This window comes from Bacillus sp. NH11B (genome assembly GCF_001884205.1).
Lineage (GTDB): Bacteria > Bacillota > Bacilli > Bacillales > Bacillaceae_G > Bacillus_A > Bacillus_A proteolyticus.
This window is the reverse complement of the sequence record NZ_MAOG01000147.1, coordinates 77,654-103,655: the sequence shown is the minus strand read 5'-3', so window position 1 is coordinate 103,655 and position 26,002 is coordinate 77,654. Positions and strand designations below refer to the sequence as shown.

The 26,002-nt window shown below is 36.3% G+C and carries 23 protein-coding genes and 2 pseudogenes; 21 read left to right on the top strand and 4 right to left on the bottom strand.

Annotated features, from left to right (window positions below):
• Nucleotides 1-184: 184 nt before the first annotated feature.
• Complete coding sequence (locus tag BAU27_RS29930) at nucleotides 185-2,572, top strand: immune inhibitor A domain-containing protein (RefSeq protein WP_071772980.1); 2,388 nt, start codon at nucleotides 185-187, stop codon at nucleotides 2,570-2,572.
• Nucleotides 2,573-2,886: 314 nt separating this feature from the next.
• Here BAU27_RS29930 and BAU27_RS29925 read toward each other — a convergent pair whose 3' ends face one another.
• A complete protein-coding gene (locus tag BAU27_RS29925; RefSeq protein ID WP_071772979.1) occupies nucleotides 2,887-3,504 on the bottom strand; it encodes a TetR/AcrR family transcriptional regulator in 618 nt (205 codons plus the stop codon).
• Between the two features lie 172 nt (nucleotides 3,505-3,676).
• Between BAU27_RS29925 and BAU27_RS29920 the strand changes: the two genes are divergently transcribed.
• From BAU27_RS29920 to BAU27_RS29900, 5 genes are all read left to right on the top strand, one after another.
• Nucleotides 3,677-4,858, top strand: a complete 1,182-nt coding sequence (locus tag BAU27_RS29920; RefSeq protein ID WP_071772978.1) for a YhgE/Pip domain-containing protein — start codon at nucleotides 3,677-3,679, stop codon at nucleotides 4,856-4,858.
• Between the two features lie 204 nt (nucleotides 4,859-5,062).
• Complete coding sequence (locus BAU27_RS29915; protein WP_071746467.1) at nucleotides 5,063-5,497, top strand: ferritin-like domain-containing protein; 435 nt, start codon at nucleotides 5,063-5,065, stop codon at nucleotides 5,495-5,497.
• Between the two features lie 219 nt (nucleotides 5,498-5,716).
• On the top strand, nucleotides 5,717-6,181 hold the full coding sequence (locus tag BAU27_RS29910; protein ID WP_071772977.1) for a DUF2691 family protein: 465 nt from the start codon (nucleotides 5,717-5,719) through the stop codon (nucleotides 6,179-6,181).
• Nucleotides 6,182-6,204: 23 nt separating this feature from the next.
• Nucleotides 6,205-6,720 (top strand): GNAT family N-acetyltransferase, encoded by a 516-nt coding sequence (locus tag BAU27_RS29905; RefSeq protein ID WP_071772976.1) that lies wholly within the window; start codon nucleotides 6,205-6,207, stop codon nucleotides 6,718-6,720.
• A complete protein-coding gene (locus tag BAU27_RS29900) occupies nucleotides 6,721-7,599 on the top strand; it encodes an aminoglycoside phosphotransferase family protein (RefSeq protein WP_071746464.1) in 879 nt (292 codons plus the stop codon). It abuts the gene before it with no gap.
• A 50-nt stretch (nucleotides 7,600-7,649) separates the two neighbouring features.
• Here BAU27_RS29900 and BAU27_RS29895 read toward each other — a convergent pair.
• A pseudogene (locus tag BAU27_RS29895) lies at nucleotides 7,650-9,468 on the bottom strand (S-layer homology domain-containing protein).
• A gap of 240 nt (nucleotides 9,469-9,708) precedes the next feature.
• On the opposite strand from BAU27_RS29895, the gene BAU27_RS29890 reads away from it, so the two are divergent.
• The 4 genes from BAU27_RS29890 (at nucleotide 9,709) to BAU27_RS29870 (ending at nucleotide 14,453) form a co-directional block, all read left to right on the top strand.
• A complete protein-coding gene (locus BAU27_RS29890) occupies nucleotides 9,709-11,037 on the top strand; it encodes a YjiH family protein (RefSeq protein WP_071772975.1) in 1,329 nt (442 codons plus the stop codon).
• A 560-nt stretch (nucleotides 11,038-11,597) separates the two neighbouring features.
• On the top strand, nucleotides 11,598-12,185 hold the full coding sequence (locus BAU27_RS29880) for a GNAT family N-acetyltransferase (protein WP_071772973.1): 588 nt from the start codon (nucleotides 11,598-11,600) through the stop codon (nucleotides 12,183-12,185).
• A 332-nt stretch (nucleotides 12,186-12,517) separates the two neighbouring features.
• Nucleotides 12,518-13,150 (top strand): YdcF family protein, encoded by a 633-nt coding sequence (locus tag BAU27_RS29875; protein ID WP_071746460.1) that lies wholly within the window; start codon nucleotides 12,518-12,520, stop codon nucleotides 13,148-13,150.
• A 154-nt stretch (nucleotides 13,151-13,304) separates the two neighbouring features.
• On the top strand, nucleotides 13,305-14,453 hold the full coding sequence (locus BAU27_RS29870) for an acyl-CoA dehydrogenase family protein (protein WP_071772972.1): 1,149 nt from the start codon (nucleotides 13,305-13,307) through the stop codon (nucleotides 14,451-14,453).
• Nucleotides 14,454-14,600: 147 nt separating this feature from the next.
• On the opposite strand, the pseudogene BAU27_RS33465 reads toward BAU27_RS29870, so the two are convergent.
• Nucleotides 14,601-15,109 (bottom strand): annotated as a pseudogene (locus BAU27_RS33465) (hypothetical protein).
• A gap of 148 nt (nucleotides 15,110-15,257) precedes the next feature.
• Between BAU27_RS33465 and BAU27_RS29860 the strand changes: the two are divergent.
• From BAU27_RS29860 to BAU27_RS32145, 10 genes are all read left to right on the top strand, one after another.
• Entirely contained in the window at nucleotides 15,258-15,935 is a 678-nt protein-coding gene (locus BAU27_RS29860; RefSeq protein WP_071772971.1) for a copper homeostasis protein CutC, read from the top strand.
• Nucleotides 15,936-16,103: 168 nt separating this feature from the next.
• Complete coding sequence (gene lepB, locus BAU27_RS29855) at nucleotides 16,104-16,655, top strand: signal peptidase I (protein ID WP_071746457.1); 552 nt, start codon at nucleotides 16,104-16,106, stop codon at nucleotides 16,653-16,655.
• Between the two features lie 156 nt (nucleotides 16,656-16,811).
• Nucleotides 16,812-17,564: an IclR family transcriptional regulator gene (locus BAU27_RS29850; protein ID WP_071746456.1), complete on the top strand. Its 753-nt coding sequence runs from the start codon at nucleotides 16,812-16,814 to the stop codon at nucleotides 17,562-17,564.
• A gap of 14 nt (nucleotides 17,565-17,578) precedes the next feature.
• Nucleotides 17,579-18,292, top strand: coding sequence for a 5-oxoprolinase subunit PxpB (pxpB, locus tag BAU27_RS29845; RefSeq protein WP_071746455.1), 714 nt, complete (start codon nucleotides 17,579-17,581; stop codon nucleotides 18,290-18,292).
• A complete protein-coding gene (locus BAU27_RS29840) occupies nucleotides 18,283-19,272 on the top strand; it encodes a 5-oxoprolinase subunit C family protein (protein ID WP_071772970.1) in 990 nt (329 codons plus the stop codon). Before pxpB ends, BAU27_RS29840 begins: the two co-directional genes overlap by 10 nt.
• 18 nt (nucleotides 19,273-19,290) lie before the next feature.
• Nucleotides 19,291-20,052: a 5-oxoprolinase subunit PxpA gene (pxpA, locus tag BAU27_RS29835; RefSeq protein WP_071772969.1), complete on the top strand. Its 762-nt coding sequence runs from the start codon at nucleotides 19,291-19,293 to the stop codon at nucleotides 20,050-20,052.
• A 173-nt stretch (nucleotides 20,053-20,225) separates the two neighbouring features.
• Nucleotides 20,226-20,921 (top strand): DUF969 domain-containing protein, encoded by a 696-nt coding sequence (locus BAU27_RS29830; RefSeq protein ID WP_002110619.1) that lies wholly within the window; start codon nucleotides 20,226-20,228, stop codon nucleotides 20,919-20,921.
• A gap of 1 nt (nucleotide 20,922) precedes the next feature.
• Nucleotides 20,923-21,885, top strand: coding sequence for a DUF979 domain-containing protein (locus BAU27_RS29825; RefSeq protein WP_071772968.1), 963 nt, complete (start codon nucleotides 20,923-20,925; stop codon nucleotides 21,883-21,885).
• A 16-nt stretch (nucleotides 21,886-21,901) separates the two neighbouring features.
• A complete protein-coding gene (gene pcp / locus BAU27_RS29820) occupies nucleotides 21,902-22,549 on the top strand; it encodes a pyroglutamyl-peptidase I (protein ID WP_071772967.1) in 648 nt (215 codons plus the stop codon).
• Nucleotides 22,550-22,592: 43 nt separating this feature from the next.
• Nucleotides 22,593-22,790 carry a hypothetical protein gene (locus BAU27_RS32145; RefSeq protein WP_139254710.1) on the top strand — a complete coding sequence of 66 codons (198 nt, stop codon included), beginning with the start codon at nucleotides 22,593-22,595 and terminating at the stop codon, nucleotides 22,788-22,790.
• A 388-nt stretch (nucleotides 22,791-23,178) separates the two neighbouring features.
• Here the strand turns inward: BAU27_RS32145 and BAU27_RS29815 are convergent, their stop codons facing one another.
• Nucleotides 23,179-24,666 (bottom strand): peptide MFS transporter, encoded by a 1,488-nt coding sequence (locus tag BAU27_RS29815; RefSeq protein WP_071772966.1) that lies wholly within the window; start codon nucleotides 24,664-24,666, stop codon nucleotides 23,179-23,181.
• A gap of 585 nt (nucleotides 24,667-25,251) precedes the next feature.
• Here BAU27_RS29815 and BAU27_RS29805 point away from each other — a divergent pair.
• Nucleotides 25,252-25,977, top strand: a complete 726-nt coding sequence (locus BAU27_RS29805; RefSeq protein ID WP_071772965.1) for an NAD-dependent protein deacylase — start codon at nucleotides 25,252-25,254, stop codon at nucleotides 25,975-25,977.
• The last annotated feature ends 25 nt before the right edge of the window (nucleotides 25,978-26,002 follow it).

Below are 26,002 nucleotides of genomic sequence, written 5' to 3'. Positions count from 1 at the left end.
ATGATCTTTTTATTTTTTTAGCCAGCTACTATCACCTGAAACATCGATAAATCAGAATGTACACCAATCTAAAATAAAGAATATTTTCAAAAATATTACAAATTAAGACAATATCTTGTAAGATATCAGAATTTTCATTATTATATGAATGTTAGGTAAAATGAAAAATTGGGGAGGAATAGGGATGAAGAAAAAGCCTTTTAAGGTACTGTCTACGCTTGCGGCGACAGCTGTGCTTAGTTGCACATTTGGATTTGGTAGTCAATCTGTTTATGCGGCAACGCCGTCTCATACAGGAACTTTAAGTCCAATTGATGAAAATTTAATTCAAGAGGATCGTTTAGCAGATGCGCTCAAGAAACGCGGTGTAATTAGTGAATCTGCGTCGAAAGAAGACACATTAAAAGCTGTTGAAAACTACGTAGAGAAGAAAAAAGGCGAAAATGCTGGAAAAGAACCAGCAGCGGGGGACAGTGTTACGAGAGAAGCTTCTGACTTTTTGAAAAAAGTTAAAGATGCAAAAGCAGATGAGAAAGAAAAAGCTGATCAATCGGCTATTGGCCCAGTAGCTGGACAAGAGCCGGTTAAAGGGGGATTAAACGGCAAAGTACCAACTACTTCAGCAAAGCAAAAACAATATAATGGTGATGTTCGTAAAGATAAAGTTCTTGTATTGTTAGTAGAGTTTGCTGACTTTAAGCATAACAATATTGATCAAGTACCAGGTTATATGTATTCAAATGATTTTAATCCAGAACATTATCAAAAAATGTTATTTGGTGATGAGCCGTTCACACTCTTTGATGGTTCAAAAGTCCCAACATTTAAACAATACTATGAAGAGCAATCGGGTGGTAGTTATACAGTCGATGGGACAGTAACAAAGTGGTTGACAGTTCCTGGTAATGCAGCGGATTATGGTGCAGATGCAGGGGATGGTGGTCATGATAATAAAGGACCAAAAGGACCTCGTGATTTTGTAAAAGAGGCATTAAATGCAGCAGTAGAAAGTGGTATTGATTTATCTGAATTTGACCAATACGATCAATATGACAATAATGGTGATGGCAATAAAAACGAATCAGATGGTCTTATTGATCACTTAATGGTCATTCACGCTGGAGTTGGGCAAGATGGAGGCGGTGGTAGACTAGGTGATGACGCAATTTGGTCACATCGTTGGAACCTTGGAACACCATATCCGATTGAAGGAACAAAAGCAAATGTTGATAACTGGGGCGGTAAAATGGCAGCATACGACTACACAATTGAGCCGGAAGACGGAGCAGTTGGTGTATTCGCACATGAATTTGGTCATGATTTAGGTCTTCCAGATGAGTATGATACGAAGTATTCAGGAGCAGGTGAGCCAATTAACTCTTGGTCTGTTATGAGCGGCGGCAGCTGGGCTGGTAAAATTGCGGGTACAACGCCACCGAGTTTCTCTCCGCAAAACAAAGAGTTCTTTCAAAAGAACATGGGTGGAAACTGGGCAAATATTGTAGAGGTTGATTATAATAAATTAAATCGCGGTATCGGTTTGGCGACGTACTTAGATCAAAGTGTAACGAAATCAAATCGTCCTGGCCTGATTCGCGTTAACTTACCAGATAAAGATGTAAAAGGTATTCAGTCTGCATTCGGTAAGAAATATTACTATAGTACAAAAGGTGATAATCTTCATACAACAATAGAAACACCAGTGTTTGATTTAACAAATGCAACACTGGCGAAATTTGATTACAAGTCATTGTATGAAATTGAAACAGATTATGACTTCCTTGAAGTACATGCAGTGACAGAAGATGGTAAGAAAACGTTAGTGGATCGAATTGGCGAAAAGAATGTGAAAAATGGTCTAGACACAACGGATGGTAAATGGGTAGATAAGTCATATGACTTAAGCCAATTTAAAGGTCAAAAAATAAAACTAGTATTTGAATACATTACAGATGGTGGTTTAGCACCGAACGGTTTTACTCTTGATAACGCTACATTAACTGTAGATGGAAATGTTGTGTTCTCTGATGATGCAGAGGGCGAAGCGAAATTAAAATTAAATGGTTTCGTTGTATCAAACGGTTTTGATAAGAAGAAACATAACTACTATTTAGAGTGGAGAAACTACGCTGGTGCTGATCAAGCGTTAAAATATAGCAGCGGTGTACCGTATAATACAGGTCTTGTTGTATGGTATGCAGACTCTAGCTTTACAGATAATTGGGTTGGTCTGCATCCAGGAGAAGGTTTCTTAGGGGTTGTTGACTCTCACCCAGAGGCAATTGTTGGAACGCTAAATGGCAAACCAACTGTTAAAAATAGTACACGATACCAAATCGCAGATGCTGCGTTCTCCTTTAACCAAGCGCCAGCGTGGAAAGTTGTATCTCCAACACGCGGAACATATGATTACAAAGGGTTACCAGGTGTAACGAAGTTTGATGATTCTAAATCGTATATGAACGATTTAATTCCAGATGCAGGACGTAAATTACCGAAGCTTGGACTGAAATTTGAAGTAGTTGGACAAGCAGATGATAATTCTGCAGGTGCAGTTCGTTTATATCGTTAATAATGGAGAAGCTGTTGAAGAGGATTCCTTTCAACAGCTTTTTTCATAGGAACATACATTTTAAGTTATTAATAAAGTGAAACTTTAATCAGTGGGGGGTTATTCATCCCCGCTGATTATCAGCCCGTACCAATCGGGCGTTTACGGGCAGTTGATCTCTCATCTAACTTCTTAGCTCCAGCCGAATTTTAAGGTGGGAGTCTTACTGTCGGCAAATAGCGGGATAAAAGTAATAGTAACTATTCAGCTATACATTTCATTTAGAAGTTTGTTGATGTTCAGATTGATTAAAGCATACTCCTATGCAGGCAAGCTTATTTCTTCCAGCCAGCTGCATAAAAAGGTCCATGAACTGCGATTGTTGATAAAATGTGAGCAATTTCCTCCGGCGTTTCTTTTTGCCTACTATTTAACCATTGCTGAATGACACCTATATGAGCAGATGCCATATAAGAAGCTAAGTATTGGCTTGGGACAAGTAAATTCTCTTTCTTAATAAGAGCATCATTTGTATCTTCAAACAGTGTTTTCCACATAAAGTCTTTCAGCTTTGTTTGGAATGATAAATCTCCTTTTGGGCTAAGTACAGCTTTTATAAAATCACTATTTTCATTTAGAAATTCAAGTATAGAAGCGATAAGTACAAATGGAGTCGTTGGGGAAGGATTTGATCCAAGATCCGCAATAACTTCCGGAAATTTCTTCTTTGCAATGCTAGACATCTCGTACATAATTTCTTCTTGGCATCTCGTCATTAAATCAAATTTATCTAGATAATGTGTATAAAACGTACCACGGTTTATGTTCGCTTTCGTTGTAATATCTTTTACTGTAATGGCGTCAAAGCCTTTTTCTTCAATTAATTCCACAAATGCATTTCGTATTGCCGTTTTCGTACGAATCACGCGTAAATCTAAATTACTATCTCGCAAAGTGTGTCCCTCCTAAATTTTCTTCAACATATTTATCAAATGTGTCTTATAACCGACACATTCGCGGTTTTTGATTATTGTATAAGATTCAACTCAAACATATAATTTTAAAAAGATATAACCAACACGTTGTTCGTTTATTGTAACTGAAATTAAAGGAGGGGAAAAGAACATGTTTAAAAATAAACTATTATTATTATCACCAGTCATTGCACTACTTATTGTCTTTATTTTTTCATTAACATTATTCCCGACAGTTCAACCACAGCCAAAAAATTTACCAATTGCAATTGTAAATGAGGATCAAGGAGTAGAAATTCCGAATCAGCCTAAAATGAATATGGGGCAAACAATCGTTGATACGATGAAAAAATCATCGAAATCAGATGAAGAACTTGCGGTGAAGTGGGTAGAAGTAAAAAATAAGGAATCGGTTCAAAAGGGGTTAAACAATCAAGAGTATTACGCGGCATTAGTCATTCCGAAAGAATTTAGTGCAAAACAGGCATCATTACGAACACCACAGCCATCTTCACCAGAGATAGAAATATTCATAAATCAAGGAATGAATACAGCTGCATCAACTATGGCAGGGCAAATGTTAAATGCGATCGTTGATAATATGAATACTACTGTTCGTACACAACTATTAGACGGATTGAAAGCGAAAGGAGCTATGTTAACAGCAGAACAAGCTTCAAATTTAGTAACACCTATTACAAAGAAAGTAACAAATGTGAATGAAATCGGCAAAAATAGTGCGAACGGTAACTCGCCAATTTCTTTATTCCAACCGCTATGGATTGCAAGTTTAGCGAGTGCCGCAATTATCTTTATTGCGATTCATAAAATGCCAGTCGGCTCACGAAAAGAAAACTTTGTATTAAAAGTAAAACAAATAGTAACAGGAGCTGTTGCGGCGCTTGTAATTGGATTTGGTCTTACATGGATTGCAGATGGAATGGTAGGGCTAAATATTTCGAATGTAACGGATACGGCGTTGTTCTTATCTATTACAGCGTTTAGTTTCTTCTTAATGATTACAGCACTGCTCTCATTAGTTGGACTAAATGGGATCGGATTATTTGCTTTATTGCTGTTCTTCGGAGCACCATTATTATCGCTAGCGCCTGAGATGTTGCCCTCATTTTATCAAGACTGGGTTTACTCATGGTTACCAATGAGATTTATGATCGAAGGACTAAGAGAAATCTTCTTCTTCGGAAAAGGTTTAAGCTGGAATACACCAGTTACTGTCCTCGTTTGGATTGGTGTAGTAAGTATGGTTATTATTCTAGCAACTGCTTTCAAACGTAGTGTAGTAAAGGGACAAAAAACGGAAGTGAATGCTTAAAAGATAAAAAACGTTTCACTCGTAGTGAAGCGTTTTTTGATGAGATCATTAGGAATCGTTAAGGGAATTAAGAAGCGATAGATAGGCTTTTTCAATATGTTAAAAGTGATTGAAGTATTCGTGTTTGCGGTTCTTTTTTTTGTATACATGCTCCTACTATTTCGAAATGCATAAAATGTTATGCGAAATTATGGAGGGGATACGATGTATAATTCGAATTATCATGATTGGTATAGGCAGAATGATAAGTTGATAAGTGATATTGAAAAAGCTATAAACGGAGAGTATAGCGCTATAAGCTGTTACGCAAAATTAGCTAACATGGCTCCAAATCCAGTAGAACGAAATCAGATTCTTGAAATTCGTAATGATGAAATAAAGCATTTTCAAAACTTTGTCCAAATTTATACGAACTTAACTGGCAGGCAGCCTAAACCACAGATTACCGAAGACTGCCCGAATACGTACTTACAAGGATTAGAATTCGCTATACAGGATGAGCAAAGGACAGTAGATTTTTATTTGGAGATTTCAGATGAAGCATCAGATGCATCTATGAAAGATTTGTTGCGCAGAATAGCTGCAGATGAACAAAATCATGCGGTGTGGTTTTTATATTATTTTGTGAAGTCGAAATGAATAGCTGATGTGACGAACATATTAGAAATTATTTTAAAACGTAGTGCAGTAATTGAATGCAATACTTAAATATAAGTAGAAGGAAACCGTTTCACAGTAGTGGAGCGGTTTTTTATTGCGATGAAATGCAAGTTACATAGGATTGACAAAATATAGTGTTTGAATTTGGTATATAATGTATGAAATGAAAACGGAAATAAATAAGTTAGGAGCTAACAAATGAAAAGAGGAATTTTTGTAGATATTCCAAATGGTTATGATAATTTACTTTGGAAAGTATTAAAGCCAATGCAAATTTCTTCATTTGATTGGTGGGTGGGGAGTGAGGAGTCATACTTAGTAGCACGTGGTGGATTGGATGATGCGTTATTTCCAGAAGAACCAAGTGTAGTGGAAGGATTAGATTTGAAAAAGTTAGTTAAAGACAACATATATTATCTCATTTTTGCAGATTTAAAGGCATATCCAAAAGGAGAAGCAGCAGTAGATATTGAAACATATGAAGAGTTTAAGGAGAGTAAGTGTGAAGTAGTCGTATTAGTGGTGGATAGTCAATACATACAAATTTATGCGAAAGATCAAAAAGCGATTAAATTGATGTATGAAAATGCAATGAATCAAGGTTTTTACGTTGAATACGTTACAGACGAAAATGATGGTAGAACACGTTTATCCGTTTGGTAGTAATATGAAAGGGGAACGACAATATGGAGAGAAATACTGTTAAAATTTATAACATTCGAATTGCTTCTGAAGAGGAAAGCGATAATATTATAATTCTATTAAAAGAAGTAGCACAGTGGTTACAAGATAAAGAAGTAGATCAATGGCAGTATCTTTTAGGTGGAGAAGCTACGGCTGAAATACTAGAAGGTATAAGAGAGAAATATACGTATGTTGTTACAAAGGAAGATGGAATAGTGGGTACGGTTACAGTATCTCCTAAACAAAATGAATGGGATGAACGTATTTTTGGTAAAGAGGAAGTTTCTGATTCATTATATATTCATAGATTTGCGGTGAAACGGAAGTATAAGGGGAATGGAATAGGAGAATGGATGTTACAGTGGGTAGAAGAGAATGTACAAAGGGATAAAAAGTATTTGAAGTTAGATTGTATTGGGCATAATCGTACGCTAAATGATTTTTATAAGAAAAATGGTTTTGAGTATGTTGGGAGTACGGATGGGCTTAGCAAGTTTCAAAAGAGAAGGGGAATGTGAATGCATCCAATTAACGTAAGTTTAGTTGAAAAGTTAATACAGGAACAGTTTCCTGAATGGGCACATTTAGAAGTGAAACCTGTAAAGCTTAGCGGGCATGATAATAGAACGTTTCATCTAGGCGATCAGATGAGTGTAAGATTACCAAGTGATGCAGCATATGCACCGCAAGTAGAGAAGGAAAACAAGTGGCTTCCTATATTAAGTAAGGAACTTTCTTTACCAATTTCTTCCCCAATTGCGAAGGGGAATCCGTCTGAAGAATATCCGTGGTCTTGGTCTATTAATAAGTGGGTAGAAGGAGAGACAGTTACGAAAGAAAATGTACATGACTTAAATGAATTCGCAACGGATTTAGGATCATTTCTAGTAGCATTGCAATCAATCGATGCGAGTAACGGACCAATAGCGGGTGCACATAATTTTTATCGAGGCGGATTGATATCTGTATACGATCAAGAAGCGAGAGTGGCTATCGAAAATAATAAAGATGTTTTTGATGAGGCATTATTAAAGCATTTTTGGAATTTAGCACTTCGGTCAACGTGGGAGCGCAAACCAGTTTGGGTGCATGGAGATATAGCGCCAGGGAACTTACTCGTTAAAGACGGAAAGCTTAGTGCCGTAATTGATTTTGGGATATTAGGAGTAGGAGATCCTGCTTGTGATGCAGCGATGGCTTGGACATTCTTTGATAAGAATAGTAGAAACATATTTAAAGAAATATTACGTATGGACGAAGAAACGTGGAATAGAGCGAGAGGTTGGGCGCTTTGGAAGGCGTTAATTACATATGATGCGAATAGGGATAGTAATGGGAAAGTAGCCGAAGAATCGTATCGTGTAATTCAACTAATTGTTGATGATTTTGAGATGTAATAGAAAAAGCCTATTTTGAATCATATGATCGAAATAGGCTTTTTACATTATTAATCGATACTTAAAGCTTTTTTACCCATTTGATTATAACTGTGCTCAAATCGGGATTTTACCATTGGTTGGTCTTTTTTACCGTCTAATGGGTCATTATAGTAAATGTTACGATCATCTACACCAGTTATGATAATAGTATGTGCATTTCTGTATCCATTTACGGTCTTTCCTTGAGGTGTTTGCCAAGTATGTTCTAGTTGCGGAGCAGTTATTTTGTTCCCTACCCACGCTACAACTGGTTTACCATTACGTACATAGCTTTCTAATACAGAGAAATCCTGTCCTGTTAAATCTGTACCTCTTGCATGTTTATCAAGTAATTGTTTCAATGGTGCTGGGTTAATAGAGTAACCATATCTCTTTCCACTTACGTCACCAACGAATCCGATGTCTGGATCACCCCAAACTGTAACTTTTCCGTTTCCATCAGTCATGCGTCGCGTTGTATCAAATGGCATTTGATTCGCAAAGTCTACTTTATTTAATGAACGTCCTGTGTAATATTCTAAAAGCATTTGTAGTGAAACAACTGTACTTCCTTTTTGTAGTTCCGGTAATTGATTAATGGCAGGAACGTCTAAGAGAAGTTTTGGACGTAAGAGATAAGACATATTTACCCATTTTGGTCCTTTGTCTGTACGAATTTGTACCCATCCGTCATCTGTCTTAGCTAATTCTTCTATACCACCTTGTGGAGCATACTTTCCAGATACTCTAGAAGAAAAATTAGGGCTATCGTAAGCGAAAAATGTTCTTGGTATGTATGTTAGTTCTTTTCCTTCACCCTCTTTTAAGTATGGATTCATCCATTGAAGACCTTCGCTAGTGCGAATTTTTAACCAAATGCTATTTTCTTCAACGACTGTTACAGTTTGAGGGGGATATTTCCCAACCACATATCCTGTCCTTGACGGTCTATCAAAGGTAACGAAATTTATATCAATATAAACTTGTTTTTCTTGTAATGGTGTCCACTTTAAACCATGATCTGTAGCAATTTTAATCCATCCGTTTTCAGATTCATCGAATACAGTAACGGTTTGTGGTGCATATTCAGCAAGTATACCTGAATGAAGAGAGGTTTCAGGATAAATAAAATAATGTTGTTTCATAGTAACTTGCTTTAATTTAATTTCTTTATCTTTTGATTGATCTGTGCGAGCAACTAAACTTGCAGCTTCTGCACGGGTAATAGTGTTATCTGGATACCAATGACTACCACCATAACCCGCCATAACCCGCTGAAATACGAAGAGCAACAAGAAGATTGGCCGACTTTTCACTCCAGTGTCCTTTTAAATCTTGAAATACAGTAGGTAATAGTTCAGTAGATTTTTTATCTAAGTTATATGAATGAGCAAGCATAGAAGCCATAGCAGCTCTCGTTAGCTTTCCAGAAGGATTGAAATCCCCATTACCTACTCCTTTAATAATTCCAGCTTTTTCAACTGCAGCAATATAAGGAGTAGCCCAATGCTCTTGAGAGTCCTTAAATGATGGCTTAGCTGAAGCATCTATTTGTAAGTTTAATATTTTTGCCATAATAATTGTGGCAGAAGCTCTATCGATTTCAAGGTTAGGTCCAAATGTACCGTCTGGTAGACCAGATAAAACTTTTTTCTTTACTAAATAATCAACGGACGGCTTTGCCCACCCAATAACATCGGGAAACTGATAGTGGCTATCGTCTTCATGAATTTCAGGCTGCGCATTATTTTTTTGTATTACAGTTTCACTCACAGCTAAAGAACTAGATGGAGCGATGAGGGCGCCAAGAAGTAGCGCACTTGCCATAGTTATTTTTATTGTTTTCAATTGTACATTCTCCTTTTATATTATGTATGTTAAGTTAATGAATAAATTAACAAAAGGGAAAAATTTGTTACTAATTATGTGTTTTTAATATGTATATGTAACATTTCTAAAGAACATTATATGATAATTTTTGGAGACTGACAATGAAAAAGTAAGATTATTACTTGCTTAATTTTCGATTAATAAGGAGGAATTCAATATAATTATACAGAATATTTAGATAATAAGAGGTGTCGAATTTTGAGTGAAATTGAATTGAAAAGGAATGTAATTAAGACAGGGCGAGAGAAGGGGATTATTCTTCGGTTTATACTCGCTAGTTTAGTTGGGGTGTTTATGTTTTTCGTACCAGTTACGATAAACGGTACTTCGTCAATTATGATTGATCATATCGTATCGTGGATTCGGACTTCAGTTCCTTCTGTAGTACCATATTACGCATTACTTGTAATGATAATTGGTGCGATTTACCCATTTTATACGAAGAAATGGAATGCATCTATTGTAGATATTTGTTTTTCTATTTTAAAAGTAGTAGGTGTTGTTTTTGGCGTATTATATTGTTTGAGAGTAGGGCCAGCTTGGTTCTTCGCGCCAGACGTTGGACCGTTTTTGTATGAGAAATTAGTTATATCAGTAAGTTTACTCGTTCCAATCGGCTCGGCTTTTTTAGCGTTATTAGTCGGGTACGGATTGCTTGAGTTTATCGGCACGTTTTGTCGTCCGATTATGAGACCGTTATGGAAAACACCTGGGCGCTCAGCAATCGATGCGGTTGCTTCCTTCGTTGGGAGTTATTCGTTGGCGCTTCTTATTACTAACCGCGTGTACAAAGAAGGGAAGTATACAACGAAAGAAGCCGCGATTATCGCTACAGGTTTTTCTACAGTATCCGCAACATTTATGATCATTATCGCAAAAACATTAGACATTATGCATTTATGGAATGTTTATTTTTGGACTACTCTTGTTGTAACATTCATCGTGACCGCTATCACCGTAAGAATCCCACCTCTTAGTAAAAAACCAGATACATATATTACGAAAGAAGGGTTCCCAGAGCCCGTTTATAAAGAGAAAATGTTAGAGCGAGCTTGGGAAGATGCATTAGAAGTATCGAAATCTGCGCCAAGTATTATGAAAAATATCGCAGTGAATTTAAAAGACGGATTTATTATGACAATGGGAATTTTACCATCCATTATGTCAGTAGGATTAATTGGTATCGTCTTAGCGAAATTCACGCCAATATTTGATTGGATCAGTTATATTTTCTATCCGTTTACATGGCTATTACAATTACCAGAAGCAGAATTAGCTGCTAAAGCGGCATCCGTTGGTATTGCGGAAATGTTTTTACCATCATTATTAGTAGTAAGTGCACCGCTCGTGACAAAGTTTGTTATTGCGGTTGTTTCGGTCTCATCTATATTGTTTTTCTCAGCTTCCATTCCTTGTATATTATCGACAGATATTCCGTTAAAAGTATCGGAACTTATTATTCTGTATGTACAAAGAACGATCTTAACGTTACTTATTATTACGCCGATTGCTTATTTGTTGCTTTAAAGTGTTAAAAAGATAAAGCTATAACAAAAGAATCCTTCTGTAAAAGGAAGGATTCTTTTGTTTAAAAGCAGGGTACCGCTAAGAAAATCAAATATCCCAAACATGAAAATGTACAACTTTCATGTTTTTGGATACTTTTATTTATCTTTCGTATATGACGTAACGCTTCTTAAGAAGATTCCTAATCCTGCAAAAAAGAATCCTAAGCATAATAAGCTGCCTGGCGTTCCCCAAGTAATTTGATCTAGCATTTTTATCCCCTCCCGTTTATTATTATATAGTATTTATTGGGAATTTCTAGAATTTTCTTTTTTTATAGGTGCGATATTAATGATTATCGATGAGCCATCCCACCCTATATGGGATGTTTATATTCGAAAAAGAATTCATATGTTTGGTTCTAAGGAAGAGATGTTGAGTAAAATTGTTTTAGGCTAAGTAAAGATAAAATGACATGAGAGTCGCTTTTTATAGAAGGGATTCTTTTAATAATATTCATTTATTCTTATAATTAATTTTTATTTCATATGATATAGTAATAACAAAGAGGGGGCTTACAAATGGAAATGATTCACGAAAGAGCAAAATTACGGTTAATGGATAGCAATGATGTCGAAAAAATGTTTTCAATCGTGGAAGGAAATCGAGATATTTGGGCGTATTTAATCTCTAAAATGGATACTGTTCAAGATATGCAGCAATATGTTCAAAAGGCGATAAAAGCTTATGGGGCAGGGAAGGATTTGCCATTTGTTGTTGTGGATCAAAAGACAAATGAAATAGTAGGGAGTACACGCTTATATAACATTTCAGTTGAAGATAAGACGGTGGAATTAGGGAAAACGTGGTATGACCCAAGTGTGCAACGTACGAGTATGAATACAGAATGTAAGTACATGTTATTACAATATGCTTTTGAAAAGTTGCATATGCGGAGAGTACAAATTAAGACGGATGCACGAAATGAAAAAGCACAAAGAGCAATTGAAAGACTCGGCGCAGTAAAAGAGGGTGTACTTAGAAACGAGAGAAAATTACCGAGTGGGCATGTTAGAGATGCAGTTGTATACAGTGTTATTGCAAGTGAATGGCCAGCTGTAAAGGAACGGTTATTAGAAAAATTAGAATCGTATAAAGAAAAACGATAATTCATATTAAGAAAGGTGTATTGATCGTCTAGTTGAAAAATATACCTTTTTTCTTACAAAACAGTTACGTCTTTTATTTACTTTTGTTTCATCATTCCATTATGATAAAAAATTCGTTACAATGTAGTTGTATGGTAATAAACTTATAAATTACATAAAGGTAAAGAAAACCGCAAACGAAAAATGAATTGATAATCCTCAATTTTAAATGAAAACCCTTTAATGAACATATATGACAAGAAAAATTCCTTCTTTTAAACAAATTCAAACAAAATGATTTGATATATACGTTTTTATATAGAAGTATGGATGATGTGCGGAGGCAGTTATAAATGAAAGAAAATAAGAAGAGTAAGAAAAGAAGAATCTTGCAAGTATTCTTGCTTATGATTTGTTCTATTATTTTATATGTAAGTTATGCAGCTTACGATATCTGGAGTTATCGCTTTAAAACAGATGATGGAGTGAAGACAGATGCTGGTATCGTGCTGGGAGCAGCTTCATGGAACGGAAAACCATCTCCTGTATTTAAAGAGAGAATTAATCATGCAATTTCTTTATATAAGAATGGTAATATTAAAAAGATTATTTTCACAGGTGGTACAAAGTTTGAGGCAGAGCTTGAAGAAGCTCGTACTGCTAGAGTGTATGCATTGAAACAAGGAGTAAAAGAAGAGGATATTTTAATTGAAACAAAATCCCTTTTCACAGAGGATAATTTAAAGAATGCAAAGCAAGTTGGAATAGAGAACGGAATACACACATATACGATTGTAAGTGATCCACTTCATATGAAACGTGCGATGAGAATTGCAAAACATATTAAAATTGAAGCGTATGCATCACCAACTCCAACGTCAGCGTATAAAACGTTAGATACAGAGATTCCATTCTTTTTTAAAGAATTATGCTCGTATATTGGATATGTAACCTCATTGCCATTAAAGGCATTGAAAGGAGATTAATATAAGGAAAGAACCTATCTTTAATAGGGAATTTTCTTATTGTTCAAAAACATTGTATTTTCATCGGAATAGTGAAACAATAAAGAGGTAGCTTCATATAATCATAATGACAAAATGAACGGTTTATGAATCGAACATAAAAGGAGATTATAGTATGGCACTCTCATTTGTTGAAACAGAAGAACAATCTTTCATTATTGAACAAATAAATAAATTGATTCCGAAGTTCATGGAAAGAGAGCATCAATTAAGTGAATTAGGATCATTTCCGTATGAAAATATGAATGATTTGAAAGATATCGGATATACGAAATTAACGTTACCAAAGGAATTTGGTGGTAGTGCAATTTCTTTATATGATTTCGTTTTATTTCAAGAGAAAATCGCGGAAGGCTGCGGAGCTACTGCATTATCGATTGGCTGGCATCTTGGTATTGTGAAAGAGCTAGCGGAAAATCGCTCTTGGAATGATGAGATGTTCAAATGGTTTTGCGAAGAAGTGCGTAATGGTGCGCTCTTTAACCGGGCAGCAACAGAGCCGAAAACAGGGAGTCCGACGCGTGGTGGTAAACCAGAAACAATAGCGATTCAACAAGGCGAGAAGTGGGTTGTAAATGGAAGGAAAACTTTTACAACGATGGCGCCAATACTTGATTATTTTATTATTTCAGCGAGTATTGAAGGCCGGGAAGAAGTGGGTGAGTTTGTCATTCCGAGAAATACGCTCGGTGTATCCATTGAAGAAACATGGGATAGCGTCGCGATGAGAGGGACTGCTAGTCACGACCTTGTTTTACAAAATGTAGAGATAGAAAACCGCTTTTTTACGGATGTATGGGGCGGGAAAATGAAACAAAAGGGTATTGGCTGGTTGCTACATATACCAGCATGTTATTTAGGAATTGCACAATCAGCAAGAAATTATGCAGTTCAGTTTGCGGTATCATACAAGCCGAACAGTTTAAATCATTCTATAAGTTTATTACCGAATGTTAGAAGATTAGTTGGAGAATTAGAACTTGAGCTTATGCAAGCTCGCGTCTTTTTATATCAAATTGCGAAAAAATACGATGAGACAGAAGATAAATTATCATTGCAAGCAGAATTAGCAGCAGTGAAATATGCTGTAACGAATGCGGCAATATCTATTGTAGATAAAGCAATGCGCATCGTAGGAGCGAAAAGTTTATCAGAAAAAAATCCGCTTCATCGTTACTATTTAAACGTCAGAGCAGGACTACACAATCCGCCGATGGATGATGCAACACTATCTATGCTGGCGGATGCGGCGTTTCGGTCGTGATGAAGAAATAAAAAGTCTGTTCCGTTCTGGAGCAGACTTTTTATTGTCGGTGAATTGATACTCTATGTTGAGTCATTGATATATTTAGAGTTGTGATAGATATATTCGAAAAATCGTTGATATAATTCCGTGTACTATGTCATTGTTCTATTGTGGCTGTACTTCAAGATTCGTACTACTTTCAGAAACGTCTTGATTATGTGCAAATAATGAATAATCACCTGGTAAAGGATTGGCGATTAGTGAACGTAAAGTGAAGGATTTACTTTCATTTGGCTGTAACGTGTGTTTTACTAAACGATCTTCTTTGAATTTAATTGAATAGGTAAAACTGTTTGTACCAGTATTTTTAATTGTAATATGTAAGTCACCTTGGCCGCTAAAGTCAAAGCCTGTACCTGTGTCACCTTTGAATGTATGTGAATTATTAAATGAAGACGAACGAAATGTTTGGATTTCTTCTTTATTACTTGATGAAAGGGTAATCGTTTCTTTTTCTATACTTGAAGATGAGGAATCTAGTTTTGTATTTTGCTTTGTTAATAAAGTAATCGTGCAAAGTGATGTAATTACAATAAATGAACTAGAGATAACGAACCGTTTTTTGTAAGAAATATATATTTATATCCTTTTATAAGAATATAAGAATGTATAATTCCAAGAAAAACATAACATATATTTCATTTATTGTTAATTTAAAAAATCTTTCTTTTCATTCTTCTTTTTGTAGTTTTATAGTGGAATGCTATGCTTCTTATTTCGCCTACTGTATAATGAAAAAAAAGCACGAAAAGAGGTTATCTCATGCTAGAGGTTATTGCAACTTGTTTAGAAGATGTGAAGCGAATTGAAAAGGCTGGTGGAAATCGAATTGAACTCATTTCATCATATACAGAAGGTGGTTTAACACCGAGCTATGCTTTTATAAAAAAAGCAGTAGAAGCAGTGCAAATACCAGTTCATGTTATGATTCGTCCGCATGCAAAGTCTTTTACATATACGGAAGAAGAAATTGAAATGATGAAAGAAGATATTATCGTTGCACAGAAGTTGGGTGCAGCAGGCGTTGTATTAGGCGTATTAAATGAACAAAATGAAGTAGATGAAGAGAAATTGACAGAATTATTATCTGTTGTAGATGGCATAAATGTAACGTATCACCGTGCGATAGATGATACAGAAAATCCAGTGGAAGTGATGAAAACTTTAAAGGGATTTCATAAAGTGACTCACGTTTTAACTTCGGGTGGACAGGGAAGTATAGTCGATAATATTCCAGTGCTTACAGAGATGCAAAAGGTAAGTAATGGTCAAATTCAACTTGTTGTCGGAAGCGGAGTAACGAAAGAGAATGTAAAACAATTGCTAGATGAAACTGGGATTTCTCAAGCTCATGTCGGTACAGCGGTAAGAGAAGGGAAATCATGTTTTTCTGAAATTGATTCTAATTTAGTACAAGAATTAGTTCAAATGATAAAGTGAAACTTTAATCAGTGGGGGGGCATCCCCCACTGATTATTAGTTGAACCAATCAGGCTTTTACGAGCAGTTGATCCCCACCTAGCTTCTTTGTTTTCGCTGAATTTTGAGGTGGGGTCTTACTGCCCGTTAATGCGGGATAAAATAAACACTTAAGAAAGAGGAGAAACGATGAAGGAAAATACGAAGAAAGAATTATTCTCATGGGCTAAAACGATAGGATTTACCCTTGTATTAATCGCTATTATTCGCGGTGTTTTATTTACACCGTCATTAGTACAAGGTGAGTCGATGATGCCAACTTTAGAAAATAATGAGCGAGTTCTCGTTAATAAGATTGGTTATAGTATAAACGGATTAGACCGTTTTGACGTTATCGTCTTCCACGGAAAAGAAGGATACGATTTAGTAAAACGAGTAATTGGTTTGCCAGGCGATACAGTTGAGTATAAAAACGATGTTTTATATGTAAACGGAAAAGCGATGGAAGAACCATATTTAAAAGAATTTAAAGAAAAGGCGTCTGGTCGTGTATTAACTCCTGATTTCACGTTAGAACAAATCACAGGAAAAACGAAAGTGCCCGAAGGCCAAGTGTTTGTTTTAGGAGATAATCGTGAAGTGTCTAAAGACGGTCGTATGTTTGGATTTATTTCAGAAGATGAAATCGTTGGAAAAGGACAAGCTGTTTTCTGGCCGCTGAAACAAGTGAGAGCGTTATAAAGTAAAGCAAAAGTATGGGAGAAATATTCTTTCATACTTTTTTGTTTGCGAAAAATATATTGATAGAATTGATAGAATATTTTATAATTTTAAATTATAGGTTTGTTTCGAAAAACGGAATTAAAGTTCCGAAATTCGGAACGAAAAGGAGACAGGATGAGTATAAATAAAACGGCAGTTAAGACAATGGATATTTTAGAGTTGTTTTATGAGCATGAGGAGCTAAGTTTGACAGAGATGGTTCAGCTTACGAACATGCCGAAAACATCTGTTTATCGTTTAATTGGTTCGTTAGAAGAAATGGACTTTTTACAAAAAACAGAAAAGGGCAAGTATCGTCTCGGAGTCGTTTTTTTACGATTTGGCCAACTTGTTTCACAAAGGTTATCCGTAAGAAATATTGCGATTCCTTATATGAAAGAGCTTAGGGATAGTTTGGGGCAAGCAGTAAATTTAATTATTCAAGATGGTAATGACGCAATTTACGTTGAGAAGATGGAAGGAGTTCAGCCAGTACGTGTTTATACAGCGGTTGGAAGAAGAGCACCGCTTTATGCGGGTGCATGTCCGAGAATTTTACTATCGTATTTTTCTGAGGAAGAGAAAAGAAAGTACGTAGAAGAAACGGATTTAAAGCAGTTTGCAGATGGAACGATTGTGAATAAGGAGCATTTACTAGAAGTGTTACATATGGCAAAACAAGCTGGATATACAATTAGTTATTCTGAACTTGAAAATCATACAGCGGCTATAGCAGCTCCAATTTTTGCAAGTGATGGAACGGTTGTAGCAGGCATTAGTATTTCGGGATTGGCAATTGAGTATAGCGAAAGTAACATTGCGTATTTTACTGCCAAAGTGAAAGAAACAGCGAACCGCATTTCGAAAGAACTCGGCTTTTTGACATAGAAAGAGGGAGTGGGATGAAATTTTCTGCGTTAGGAGATCAAGCAATTATTGTTACATTTGGTGAAGAAATTGGGATGGATATATACGAAAAAGTGCAACGATTATTTCAAGCATTGAGTCGGCATCCGTTTGCAGGAATGGTTGAATGCGTTCCGTCGTTTACTTCATTAGCGGTTTATTACAATTTGTACGAAGTATGGAAGGAAAATGATAGAAATATAAGACCATATGATTACGTTTGCCAGTATATACGGGAGCTGTCTGATTCTTATAAAGAAGAAGTGAACCGAGATGTGAAACATATTTCTATACCAGTGTGTTACGGGGGAGAATATGGACCTGATTTAGAAGAAGTTGCGCATTATCAAGGATTACAAGTAGAGGATGTTATTCGAATACATAGTGAAACAACATATTTCGTGTATATGTTAGGCTTTACGCCTGGCTTCCCTTATTTAGGGGGATTATCAAAAGAACTAGAAACACCTAGAAAAGAAACACCACGGTTACAAATCGCTCCTGGTTCAGTAGGGATTGGCGGAAATCAAACGGGTATTTATCCGCTCGAAACACCAGGAGGCTGGAATATTATCGGCCGAACGCCTATTTCTTTATTTAATCCAAAAGAAGAAACACCAACATATATTCAAAGTGGTATGTATTTACGATTTATACCAATAACAAAGGAAGAGTACGTATCGCTTGAGGGGGCTAAAGAATGGATGTAGAGATTTTGCATGCAGGAATGTTTACAACAGTCCAAGATTTAGGACGATCTCATTATCAACAATACGGTGTACCTGTTGGCGGGGCTATGGATAAAAATGCACTTAGGCTAATCAATATGTTAGTCGGTAATGAGGAGAATGAGGCGGGACTCGAAATTACAATAATGGGACCTAAATTGTTAATAAAGAAAACGACATTGCTCGCGATTGGCGGTGCGGATATGGAACCGTTATTAAATGGAGAACGAATTCCATTATGGCGCCCTATATTAGCTGAAGAAGGAAGCATGCTTTGCCTCGGAAAAGTGAAAAGCGGTTGCAGAGCCTATGTGACTTTTGCGGGCGGTATAAATATTGATCGTACGATGGGAAGTAAAAGTACTTACATACGTGCTGCTCTTGGTGGTATTGAAGGGAGAATGCTGAAAAAAGGAGATTATTTTCAAATTGGTACAGGATCAGAAGTTACGAGTCGTTTCATTCAAAACTTACAAGAAGAAGAGCGTATAAAAACGAAGTGGGCAATTTGCAACGATGCTCTACCAAAATATAAGAAGTATCCTATTCTTCGTGTTATAACAGACTTTGAATACGATCAATTTACAGAAGAAAGTATAAAGTCGTTTTTTTCGAAAGAGTATAAAGTATCCAATTATGCTGATCGAATGGGATATAGGCTTGACGGAGATGTTTTAAATAGAGTGGAAGAGATAGAAATTTTATCGAGCCCAGTTACATTCGGAACCATTCAAGTTCCAAATGGTGGACAACCTATTATATTAATGGCAGATAGACAAACGACAGGTGGTTATCCGAGAATTGGAAATGTAGTTTCAGTAGACTTACCTCTTCTAGCGCAGCTGAAACCAGGAGACTATGTAACTTTTGAAAAAATAACTATGGAAGAAGCTGCACAATTATATATAAAGCAGGAAACAAGTATGTGTCTATTAAAGAAATTTATCGCTTTACGAAGCTGAGATTAGGGGGAAAACATCGTGACTACAATTGATTTAAACTGTGATTTAGGAGAAAGTTTTGGAGCTTATAAAATGGGGAATGATGATGAAATTCTGCCGTTCGTTTCCTCTATAAACGTTGCTTGTGGTTTTCATGCTGGTGATCCGTCCGTTATGAGGCAAACGGTTGAAAAAGCTCTGCAGCAAAACGTAGCAATAGGCGCACACCCTGGATTTCCCGATTTAATTGGATTTGGAAGAAGGAACATGCATGTTTCAGCAAGTGAAGTATACGATTATGTTTTATATCAAATTGGTGCATTAGACGGATTTGTTAAAGCTGCTGGGGGGAAAATGCAACATGTAAAACCGCACGGTGCCTTATATAATATGGCGGCAACTGATTCGGAAATTGCAGATGCAATCGCAAAGGCAATTTGTCATATTAATCCAAATCTATTACTTTACGGATTAGCAAATAGTGAGGCTTTTATAAGGGCAACAGAAAAATATAATATAACTCTCGTACAAGAAGCTTTTGCTGATCGCGCGTATAAGCAGGATGGAACTTTAACGAGTCGTACAGAAGAAAATGCTCTTATAAAAAATGAGAATGAAGCGATAAAACAAGTACTTCAAATGGTAAAGGAAGGGTATGTAGAAGCTGTTAATGGAGGAAAAGTAGCAGTTCAGGCGCAAACGATATGTTTACACGGTGATGGGGAGAAAGCAGTCCAATTTGCGGAGAGAATATACAGAACATTCGAACTTAACGGTATTTCTATAAATGCACCGAAATAAAGTGAAACTTTAATCAGTGGGGAGGTTCATCCTCCACTGATTATTAGTTGAACCAATCGGGCGTTTACGGGCAGTTGATCTCCCATCTAAATTTCTTTGCCCCAGCCGAATTTTGAGCTGGGAGTTTTACTGCCCGCAAATGGCGGGATAAAAAATGAGGGGAAGTGCTGGAAATGATTAAATTAATTGGGATACTACTTGTTGCAGTTGGGTTTTTATTTAGATTAAATACACTGTTAGTAGTAATGGTTGCAGGTATTGTTACTGGTATGGTTTCAGGCTTAAGTTTTTATGATGTAATCAGCATGTTCGGTAAATTTTTCATAGAAAACAGATATATGTCTATGCCTATTATACTAACTTTACCGGTAATCGGAATTTTAGAGCGTTATGGTTTAAAAGAAAGAGCAGAGGCACTTATAACGAAATCAAAAGGCGCAACAACTGGAAGAGTATTAATGTCCTATTTTACGATAAGAGAATCATCAGCAGCACTAGGTCTTAATATTGGTGGTCATGCGCAAACAGTGAGACCACTCGTTGCCCCGATGGCAGAAGGAGCTGCGCAAGGAAGATACGGTAAACTCCCTGAAAAATTGAGAGAAAAGATTAAAGCAAATGCAGCCGCCGCGGAAAATACAGCTTGGTTTTTCGGAGAGGATATTTTCATCGCAACTGGAGCCATTTTATTAATGAAAGGGTTCTTCGATTCAGTAGGTATGCATGTCGGTGTATGGGATATGGCACTTTGGGGTATTCCAACTGCAATATCTGCCCTTATTGTAAGTTGGATTAGATTTAGAAGGTTTGATAAGTATATAGAGAAAACGATGAAGGCAGAAGAAAAACAAGAGAAGGAGGCTATATAAGATGAACATCATAACAATGGATACAATTTATTATGTATTAGGTATAATCGTTGCCTTTATCGCTGTTCGTATTGCATTTGATCGTGAACATCCAAATCGATTTGGTTCTAGCTTATTTTGGGCGTTATTTGCAGTTACATTTTTATTCGGAAATGTAATCCCTTCGTTTTACGTTGGTTGTATTGTGCTCGCTATGGTCGTTTTAGCTTCATTGAATAAAGTAACAAAATCCGAGGAGAAAGAAGTACCAGTACAAGAACGTGTGAAACATGCTGAGAAATTAAAAAATAAAATTTTTATGCCTGCAATATTAATACCTATTTTTACAATTATCGGAACGTTAACGTTAGGGAAAATCAAATGGGGAAATGTTGCACTGGTTGATCCAGATAAAGTAACATTAGTTGCATTAGCGTTAGGAGCATTACTCGCATTCGTTGCGGCGATGCGTATTACAAAAGCGAAAATAACAACGCCTGTCCAAGAAGGAAGCAGATTACTACAGGCTGTCGGCTGGGCTGTTATTTTACCACAAATGTTAGCAGCGCTTGGCGGTATTTTCGCGAAGTCTGGCGTAGGACAAGTCGTTTCTGATTTAGTAGGACAAGTGTTACCGACAGAGTACCCGTTCGTTGCTGTTATGGCGTATTGTTTAGGAATGATGCTGTTTACAGTCGTAATGGGGAATGCATTCGCCGCGTTTGCAGTAATCACTGGCGGAATCGGCTTACCTCTAATTGTACAAATGCACGGCGGGAACCCAGCAATTATGGCAGCGCTCGGTATGTTTGCTGGATATTGCGGAACGCTCATTACGCCAATGGCGGCAAACTTTAATATTGTTCCGGCAATGCTTTTAGAATTGAAAGATAAGAACGCTGTTATTAAGGCACAAGTACCAATTGCTCTTTCCATTTTCATTATTAATATGTTTATCATGTACGGTCTTGTATATCGTTTCTAATTAGGAGAGTGAAACTATGAAAACAGTATTATTAACAGGATTTGATCCGTTCGGCGGAGAAAGTATCAACCCAGCTTGGGAAGTCGTAAAAAGTTTACATGAAAAAACAATTGGAGAATACAAGATTATAAGTAAACAAGTTCCAACTGTATTTCATAAATCAATAAGCGTATTAAAAGAGTATATAGAAGAGCTAAAGCCTGAAATGATTATATGCATTGGACAAGCTGGGGGCAGACCAGATATTACGATAGAGCGTGTAGCAATTAACATTGATGATGCAAGAATTGCTGATAATGAAGGAAATCAGCCGGTGGATATGCCGGTTATAGAAGAAGGACCTATTGCGTATTGGTCTACACTTCCGATGAAAGCAATTGTGAAGAAACTTCGTGAAGAAGGTATACCAGCTTCCGTTTCACAAACTGCAGGTACATTCGTTTGTAATCATTTATTTTATGGACTCATGCATGAACTAGAGAAACATGATAAGAAAATAAAAGGTGGATTTGTTCATATTCCGTTCTTACCAGAACAAGCGAGTAACTATCCAGGGCAACCGAGTATGTCACTTTCTACTATTAGTAAAGGGGTAGAATTGGCGATTGAGGTAACGACGGAAGTTGAAGTAGATATTGTAGAGTGCGGGGGTACGACGCATTAAGTAAAATGAATTGTACAACACCTCCTGTATGAATTAAGCTGGAGTGAAATATCCTAGGAAGATTAGCAGGACAAATGAAGAACTGTTACAGCTTATACAGAGTTTAGATCCTATCTTAAAAAGAAGAATCATATATCTATTAGATGTTATTAATGTTGATCAAGTATTTCAAACCTATGAAGATGCAGTATTACGTAGATTAGAAGAAAAGCAAGTAGTGGTTCAACTAACTGAGGTTTAAACATAGGCGTAATATGTTTTTCACATATATCCCTTTAGTAATCTTTATTTTATTTGTATATATAGCAATGAGAAAACTCCAGCTCATCAGTATTTTAAACCATGAATGAGTTGGAGTTTTGGTCTTTTATTCGCAAATTTCCCGTTCATCGAGTAAATCGATGACGCAGTCTTTATGTTTAAGAAGCTCCTCTTTAGATAAATAGTCAGCGCTCTTACCAAGTTGCATTAGTCTATTAGGTATGTTTTGTTTTCCTAGAAATATCATTGCTCCAGTACACATTATATTGCGTTTGTTTGGAGATTGCTATGGTTATAGAAAAAAAGAGTAACCCGTTTGGCTACTCTTCACATAGAAACTTGTATTTGTTCATTTCAATAAGAGACCGTTATTGAAGTCCCTTCATGAAATTTTGGATTTTTGATGATAATGCAAACAGCAGGATGCTAACTAAAATGGAGATAGCACCAATAACACCAAAGTAAATTGATTCTGTTGCAGGATTATACAGTTTAACAACTTGGGCATTTATTGCTTGCGCAGACGCAGTTGATAAGAACCATAAGCTCATGGTTTGCGAAGAGAAAGCAGCTGGAGCCAGCTTCGTCGTTATTGATAACCCTGAAGGAGATAAACAAACTTCTCCAATTACAATTAAAAAGAAGCTAAGGACTAACCACATAGGATTCACTAAAGAGTGAGTACCGTTGATTAAAGCCGGAATAATCATAACTAAGAATGATAAACCTGCAAATAGCAATCCAATAGCGAATTTTTTTGCCGTTGAAGGCTGCTTCTTGCCTAACTTTATCCAAATCCATGCAAAAATCGGGGCAAGCGTTACGATAAAGATTGGACTTAATGATTGGAACCAAGCGGAATGCAATGTAATTCCATGGAACTGTAATTGAGTTCGTTGATCCGCGTATGTCGCTAAGATAATAGCACCTTGTTCTTGTATAGACCAAAATATTGTAGCTGCAATAAAGAGTGGTATATACGCAAGAAGACGAGATTGCTCTACTTTTGTTGTTTTAGGACTACGATACATATAAATGAAATAATAGGCTGGAATAACAATCCCTAAGATACTAATCAGGAATGTAAAACGATTTATAGTTAACAACCCAGTTGGAATTGTAACCACACCTAGCAATGCTAATACAACCAGACCAACACTGAAATACTTAATAGTCTTTTTTCTTTCCGAATCTGATAATGGATTAGGTACTTGTGTACCGATTAGACCAAGGTTTTTCTGTTTTGTTCCAACAAATACCCCTAACCCAATCGCTATACCAATTGCCGCAACTCCAAAACCAAGGTGGAAATTATATTGCTGACCTAATGTTCCGACAACTAAAGGTGCAAGTAAGGCACCTAAGTTAATACCCATGTAGAATATACTGAACCCTGAGTCACGACGCGCATCTGTTTTACTGTATAAACTTCCTACGATGTTCGATATGTTAGGCTTTAACAACCCTGTTCCTAGAATTAAGAAGACCATAGAGATAAATAACGCACTTTTACTACCCGGTAAAGCTAAAATAAGATGGCCAATCATAATTAAAACGCCACCAAAGAATACGGTTTTACTTGGACCAAATAAACGATCCGATATCCATCCACCGATAATACTAGACATGAACAGTAAGGAGCCGTAAATTGCCATTATCGAGGTTGCGATAGATTGATCAATTCCTAATCCGCCTTTTGCGACCGAATAGTACATATAATACAGCAAAATAGCTCTCATTCCGTAATAAGAAAACCTTTCCCAAAACTCAGTGAAGAATAAAGTGAATAATCCTTTTGGATGCCCAAAAAATCCTGTTTGAGGAATACTTTGAACAAGTTCGTTTTTTTCTTTCATAATGTTAATATTTCCCCTTATTAATTTTTTATATTATACAAGTATAACTTAAGGGGCTCCCAGTAGTCCATAACTATCTAAGCCCATCGATGAAGAAAAGCATCCTTCTGGCTACTTTCTAAATGAATTGAAAAAATCGTCATTTGCTCATTAGACACACCTTTCACTGAATCTACCTCTAAACAATCCAAAATTGATGGTGAGAGTGCTTTAGCTACTAAGAATGCTACGCCGTTACAAACAAGTGTATATTGTTGACTTAATGGTATATGAGGCGGAATAACGTATGTATCTGGAACACTCAGTAATCTTAAGTATTCTCCATAACATAATCAGTTGTGAATTTATAAGATAAACAATTATTCTTAAAGCTGGTTTGAATTTTCGAAAGGTTTTATGCCAGTTTGCGGAATTAAAATTAAATAACTTTATTTTAATTGAACAGTAGTTATCTTGGAAACTTTAATTACGCCCAAAAAAGTTTGGGTTTAGATAATGCAATGTAGTAAGTAAAATGAATTGTACAACACCGTCTGTAAACAACTGGTATAATATAGTATAGGAAAATACATAGAGGTGATTTTTGTGCAATTTGAAGAAGTACGTTCAATTTTAGAACAAGCGAAGAAAATTACAGTATTAACAGGTGCTGGTGCAAGCACAGAAAGTGGAATCCCTGATTTTCGTTCAGCAAATGGATTGTATGCTGATGCAAATGTAGAGATGTACTTGTCGAGAGGTTATTATAATAGAAATCCGAAAGAATTTTGGAAGCATTATAAAGAAATCTTTCAAATAAATACGTTTCATCAATATAAACCAAATCGTGGGCATCGCTTTTTAGCGGAACTAGAGGAACAAGGAAAAGATATAACGATTTTAACGCAAAATATTGATGGTTTGCATCAAGTAGGTGGTAGTAAACATGTAATTGATTTACATGGAACACTTCAAACTGCACATTGCCCGAAGTGTAAAACGGGGTATGATTTACAATATATGATTGATCATGAAGTGCCGCGCTGCGGGAAGTGTAATTTCATACTAAATCCAGATGTTGTTTTATACGGAGATACGTTACCTCAATATCAAAATGCGATCAAACGTTTATATGAAACAGATGTACTTCTCGTAATGGGAACATCACTCAAAGTACAGCCTGTCGCTTCATTCCCAGAGATCGCAAAGAGGGAAGTAGGTGCAACAACGATTTTAGTAAATGAAGAGTTAACAGGGCAAGAATATAATTTTGATTTTGTTTTTCAAAATAAGATCGGCGAATTTGCCCAAGGGTTATCTTCGATTAAATAAGTTTTTGTTTTCGTAAAGAAACTGA